A 5,325-nucleotide genomic window follows, 5' to 3' on the forward strand; every position below is an offset into this window, starting at 1 on the left:
TGCTCGGCTCGTCGGGCGTCGTGGGCCCACGGTCCTCGCGTTCGGTACGCAGGCAGCGGCGGACCGACTCGGGGTCGAGGCCTTCGTTGCACGCCTGATGCAGCAGACGGGCGAAGAGGTAGTCGGGGTCGGCGCCGAGCGCCATGGCGAGTGCCTCCCGGGCCTCCAGTTCGTCACCGGTGGACCAGGCGACCCACCCGGCGAGGGTGAGGGGCGCCGCGGCGTGTTCGCCGTACGATCCGACACAGCGGCGTGCCAGAGCCCGCCACAGACGGAGGGCGGCTTCCGCCTCGGCACCCTCCATCCACTCGGCCGCGCGGTCGCGGGTCGTGCGGTCCTGCAGGCCGAGGATCAGCGTCGCGGCCTCGTCGCGGCCGAGCAGGTCGTCGTCCCGCAGATCCGCCGGGAGCATGCCGGACGTGGGCGGGGCGCCGGCAAGGCGTCCCATGATCCGCCCGGCCAGGCTCAGCGTCTCCTCGGCCACCTCGTGGCGGCTCGCCGCGTCGAGGATCCTGGGGACCAGCGCCATGCCGGCGGCGTCCAGGGCTTTCTCCTGTTCGAGGGCCGCGGGGTATTCCCAGGGCAGGAACCTGGCGCGCAGTTCGCTCAGGGTGCCGCGGACCTGGATCCCGGCATAGGTCGCGGCGGCGGCCAGCACCGAGGTGCCGGGCAGGCCCAGCGGTGTCCCCTCGGCCGGGCAGCAGCCCTCGTCGTCACAGCAGTACGACCAGAAGCGGCCGCCCGAGACGCACAGGGCTTCCACGACCGGGATGTCCAGGGAGCCGCACTCCAGGCGCAGGGTGCGGGCGAGCGGCTCCAGTCGCTCCTTGACCTGCCGGCCGGATTCGCCCGGGCCCGGCTCGCGGCAGAGGAAGACGACCATCTGTTCGGGCCGGACGCCCCGGCGCTCACTGCCCGTCACCAGGCCGCGGGCCAGCTGGCGGGCGGCAGTGGGCCAGTCGTCCGTGGTGGCGGGGATGCCGAGCCGGGCCCGGCCGCCGAACCGGCCCCGCCCTTCCTTGTCGTGCAGGGCGACCAGCACGATGCTGTCCTCGGGACGGTAGCCGAGCAGGTAGGGCAAGGCGTCGGCGAGCTCGGCAGGGGTGCGCAGGGTGACCTGCTGTGCGTGGTCATGGCTGTCGTAGGCCGTGCGGCCGATGCCGTCCGGGCGCGGGGGGCGGTCCCCCTCGCGGGCCTCCTCCCGGCCGTGCCCCCGGCCGTCCTCACGGAAGCCGGCGGGCCCGGCGCGGCCCGCGGACCGGGCCCTCGGCGGAAGGCCCGTACGTTCACTCTCGCCGCGGCCCGGAATGTCACTGTTTCCCGGTGTTCCAGTGGTCTCGTCGTGGTTCGTCATGGCAAGACGATCTCGCGGATCACGAGATTCCGGTTCGCCCTGTGGATAACTCGCATCAAGGACATGACACCCATACCTCAGCGGAGGGACCCGCCCTCATCCACAGCACCCGACCGGATGTCGGCGCCGTCCTGTTGTATGGGACCCATGGAGCACACGAACACCGCGGATCTCCGCACGGCCGCCGACGCGGTCCTCGCCCGTCTCGTCGGGGACGCCTCGGGCGAGGCCCGGCTTCGCGAGGACCAGTGGCGGGCGATCGAGGCGCTGGTCGCCGACAAGCGCCGGGCCCTGGTCGTCCAGCGCACGGGCTGGGGCAAGTCCGCCGTCTACTTCGTGGCCACGTCGCTGCTGCGGGCGCGGGGCAGCGGCCCCACCGTGATCGTCTCCCCGCTCCTGGCGCTCATGCGCAACCAGGTGGAGGCAGCGGCCAGAGCCGGCATCCGCGCCCGGACCATCAACTCCTCCAACACCGAGGAGTGGGACTCCGTCCAGGAAGAGATCGCCTCGGGCGACGTGGATGTGCTGCTGGTGAGTCCCGAGCGGCTGAACAACCCGGACTTCCGCGACCAGGTCCTGCCCAGGCTCTCCGCCGCGACCGGACTCCTCGTGGTCGACGAGGCACACTGCATCTCCGACTGGGGCCACGACTTCCGCCCGGACTACCGCCGGCTGCGCACCATGCTCACCGACCTCCCCGAGGGCGTACCCGTACTCGCCACCACCGCCACCGCCAACGCGCGTGTCACCGCGGACGTCGCGGAGCAGCTCGGAACGGGCGGCTCCGCGGACGCGCTGGTGCTGCGGGGGCCGCTGAACCGGGAGAGCCTGAGCCTGAGCGTGCTGCCCCTGCCGGACGCCGCGCACCGGATGGCCTGGCTCGCCGACCATCTGGAGGAGCTCCCGGGCTCGGGGATCATCTACACACTGACCGTGGCCGCCACCGAGGAGGTCACCGCCTTCCTGCGGCAGCGCGGTCACACCGTCGCCTCGTACACCGGCCGGACGGAGAACGCCGACCGGCAGCAGGCCGAGGAGGACCTGCTGGCCAACAAGGTGAAGGCGCTGGTCGCCACCTCCGCTCTCGGTATGGGCTTCGACAAGCCGGACCTGGGCTTCGTGGTCCATCTCGGCTCACCGTCCTCCCCCATCTCCTACTACCAGCAGGTGGGCCGCGCCGGCCGCGGTGTCCGGCACGCCGAGGTGCTGCTCCTTCCCGGGAAGGAGGACGAGGCGATCTGGGAGTACTTCGCGTCGCTCGCCTTCCCCTCGGAGGATCTGGTGCGCCGCACACTCGACGTCCTCGCGCGCGCGGAGCGGCCCATGTCGCTGCCGGCCCTCGAGCCGCTGGTGGAACTGCGCCGCTCCCGGCTGGAGACCATGCTCAAGGTGCTCGACGTGGACGGGGCCGTGAAGCGGGTCAAGGGCGGCTGGACCGCCACCGGGCAGCCGTGGACGTACGACGCCGAGCGGTACGCGTGGGTGGCACGTCAGCGCAAGGCCGAACAGCAGGCGATGCGCGACTACGCGGCGACCACGGACTGCCGGATGGAGTTCCTGCAACGCCAGTTGGACGACGAGGGTGCCAAGCCCTGCGGCCGTTGCGACAACTGCGCCGGCGCGCGCTACACCGCGGAGGCCTCCGCGGTCGCGCTCGAGGCCGCCCGCGTGGATCTGGGCCGGGCGGGCGTCGAGGTGGAGCCCCGGCGGATGTGGCCCACCGGCCTCCCGGCGATCGGCATGGAGCTCAAGGGCCGGATCCCGGCCGGTGAGCAGGCCGCTCAGGGGAGGGCTCTGGGCCGCCTGTCGGACATCGGCTGGGGCAACCGGCTGCGGCCGATGCTCGCGCCCCAGGCGCCGGACGGGCCGGTGCCGGACGACGTCGCGGGGGCCGTGGTGGGAGTGCTGGCCGACTGGGCCAAGGGCCCCGGCGGCTGGGCCCCGGGGGCGGCGGACGGCCGGCCCCGGCCGGTGGGGGTGGTCACTCTGGCCTCCCGCACCCGGCCCCGGCTGATCCACTCCCTGGGGGAGCGCATCGCGGAGATCGGCCGGCTGCCGCTGCTGGGTTCGGTGGCTTACACGGCGGAGGCCCGCCCCGCCTCCCGGAGCAACAGCGCCCAGCGCCTCAAGGCCCTCGACGGGGCACTCACCGTGCCGCCCGATCTCGCGGCCGCGCTCGAGCGGGCGCAGGGCCCGGTTCTCCTCGTCGACGACTACACGGAGACGGGCTGGACCCTCGCGGTCACGGCGCGCCTGCTGCGGCGCAATGGTGCACAGGGCGTGCTGCCTCTGGTGCTGGCCGTACAGGGCTGAGGATTCGCCCCACCCGCCGGGTGGGGATATTAGCCGTAGAACGTCCGATACCGGTCTGCTGCCCCAATTGCTCGTTGCCGCATCCAAGTTCGACAGGAAGAATTGAAGTCCGCACCCGCACGGCTCGCCCGCCGATCAGGTAGGGCTCTGTTGCGTGCGCGCTCCCCGCATCCGATTCCGCCCGCAGTGCGGGCGTAGCCGAAGGGAGGACCGTGACCTTCGGATTCGCTCCGTCCTCGGCGACATCGCTGTCGACGTCCGCCGCTTCCGCCACCCGTGTACTCGAGCCTGCGGAGTGGGCCGCCGCGGGAATCCCGCTGCTGCGCAGTCCGCGCGAGGTCGTCAGCGGACTGCACGCCCGGCACCGTCCCGGTCCGGCGACCGCGGTCGTCGCCGTGCTCGACCCTGACGAACGGGTTCGGGCGAGTGCCTCGTTCACCCGCCGCACATCCTCCGCGGACGGGTGGATGCTGCGCAACGTGCTGCTGGCCCAACTGCGCCGGGTCATCCCGCACGACCTGCGGCGCCGCACACCGGTGCGCACCGCGGTACTGCTCTACTGCCGTGACGGCGACGCCCGTTGGACGGAGGAGGACGGCGCGTGGATGTGGGGCCTGCGGGACGCCTGCACGCTGCACGGGCTGCGCTGCGGGGCGTACATCACGCTCACGCGTGACGGCTGGCAGGTTCTCGGTGAAGGGCGTGGTGGCCGTCACCCCAGTGCGGGCTCGGCGCCGGAGCCGTTCGCCCTGTCCGAGGCGCCGCCCCGGATACCGCGCACCGGCGGCGCCGCGTCGGACGTGCTGCGCCGCGCGGCGGCACGCTGACGTTCCCCGGAGGGAAGCGGCACCGTTCCGCGGACAACACCAGGGCGAGCGCCCTCCCCGTCCGGGAACGCGTCCCCACCACATACCCCGGCCCACGCGCCCGTTCGGGCCCGGGCCATGAGACGGTGCGGCGCGTCCGGACGGCGTCGGAGCAGACGCCTGTCCCCACTCGGTCACCCGCGCCCACGCGGCCGTTGGGGCCGAGGACGCGGTACGGCGAGGCGTGTCCGGGCGGCGCCGGAGCCGGCCTCGGGCCCGTCGTGGACCGCCGGTCACGGCCGCGGCGCGGAGACGGCAGACGGCTGCGGGCATCCGCTGTCCCGCCACGCACACACGCCCGCACATCGGCCGTGCGGACACCGCGGCCGGCCACGGCGTCCGCACCACCCCACGGCGTCCACCGGGACGCCGTGGCGCCGGCTCAGACCGTCGCGCCCAGCACCGAGTTGATCCGCTGCGGGTCTCCGCAGAGGATCAGCAGGGCGCCGGCCCGGGCATGTGCCACCGACAGGGCGGAGACGGCCGCGGACTCCGGACCGCCATTGACGGCGACCACGACCACGGGCCGCGCTCCGGCACGGGCCGCCACCTGGGCGTCCGCGTAGAAGACGTCGTCGCCGGCGTCGTGCTGGGCCCAGTAGGAGGCTTCGCCGAAGGACAGTTCGTGGGTGGCCCACGGGTGGGGCTCGCCGGTGGTGACCACCAGCAGGTCACCGGGGGCCCGGCCCGAGTCCAGCAGCAGGTCCACGGCCTCCTCGGCGGCGTCGAGCGCCCCCTCGGCCGAGGCCGGGATCAACTGGATCTGCGGGGTTGCCGCAGTGGGTTCGGGCC

3 protein-coding genes and 1 pseudogene are annotated in these 5,325 nt (G+C 73.7%); 2 read left to right on the forward strand and 2 right to left on the reverse strand.

The window, feature by feature from the left end; translation table 11 throughout:
• Window positions 1-1,354, reverse strand: a 1,354-nt coding sequence (locus tag B9S61_RS02530) for a DUF4192 domain-containing protein (RefSeq protein ID WP_103540718.1), incomplete at its 3' end; no start/stop codon positions are given.
• A 147-nt stretch (window positions 1,355-1,501) separates the two neighbouring features.
• Between B9S61_RS02530 and B9S61_RS02535 the strand changes: the two genes are divergently transcribed.
• The gene (locus B9S61_RS02535) at window positions 1,502-3,667 is read left to right on the forward strand and encodes a RecQ family ATP-dependent DNA helicase (protein WP_103540719.1); all 2,166 of its coding nucleotides are present in this window, start codon (window positions 1,502-1,504) and stop codon (window positions 3,665-3,667) included.
• Window positions 3,668-3,879: 212 nt separating this feature from the next.
• Window positions 3,880-4,494, forward strand: coding sequence for a hypothetical protein (locus B9S61_RS02540; protein ID WP_103540720.1), 615 nt, complete (start codon window positions 3,880-3,882; stop codon window positions 4,492-4,494).
• Between the two features lie 421 nt (window positions 4,495-4,915).
• Here the strand turns inward: B9S61_RS02540 and B9S61_RS02545 are convergent.
• Window positions 4,916-5,325 (reverse strand): annotated as a pseudogene (locus tag B9S61_RS02545) (hypothetical protein); the annotation flags it as partial.

Origin of the sequence: Streptomyces sp. SM1 (assembly GCF_002910825.1) — a bacterium.
Lineage (GTDB): Bacteria > Actinomycetota > Actinomycetes > Streptomycetales > Streptomycetaceae > Streptomyces > Streptomyces okerensis.